The organism is Rhizomonospora bruguierae, from assembly GCF_018397995.1.
Taxonomy (GTDB): Bacteria; Actinomycetota; Actinomycetes; order Mycobacteriales; family Micromonosporaceae; genus Rhizomonospora; species Rhizomonospora bruguierae.
Genome location: NZ_BBQH01000009.1, coordinates 1 through 566, shown reverse-complemented (window position 1 = coordinate 566; position 566 = coordinate 1). Strand labels below are relative to the sequence as shown.

The following is a 566-nucleotide window of genomic DNA, read 5'->3' as shown; positions in this document are numbered from 1 at the left end:
GACCGCCCATCGCGTCCACACCGCTGCCCAGCAGGTGCCACAGCTCGTCCGGCGATGACACCCCACCCGGGAACCGGCAGCCCATGCCGACGATGACGATCGGGTCGTTTCCGGCGACCACCGTGGCGGTGGCCGCCGGCACCGGGGACGGGCCGGAGTCCTTTAGCTCGTCGAACACGAACCGGGCGAGCGCCTCCGGCGTCGGGTAGTCGAAGACCAGGGTGGCCGGCAGGCGCACACCGGTGGCGGCGCCGAGCTGGTTGCGGAACTCGACCGCGCTGAGCGAGTCGAACCCCAACTCGCTGAACACCCGGCCCGCGGGGACCGCGTCGATGGAGTCGTGCCCCAGTACCCGCGCGGCGTGGAGCCGCACGACCCCGAGAATCAACGCCAGCCGTCCGGCGGCGTCCAGCCCCGCGAGCCGCGCGGCGAACTCGGCGCCCGGTGCGACTGCGGCGCGCCGGGCGCGCACGTGGCCAGCGATCAGTCCACTGAGGATCGGCGGCACGTCCCCGCTCCTGGCGAGGGCGCGGGTGTCGAGGCCGATCGGTACGGTGACCGGCCGG

Annotated in this window: 1 protein-coding gene; it reads right to left on the bottom strand. The window is 74.2% G+C overall.

Features of this window, described 5'->3' with window-relative positions; all coding sequences use genetic code 11:
• A partial coding sequence (locus tag KJS59_RS00045; protein ID WP_213450098.1) for an acyl carrier protein occupies positions 1-566 on the bottom strand: 566 nt, incomplete at both ends.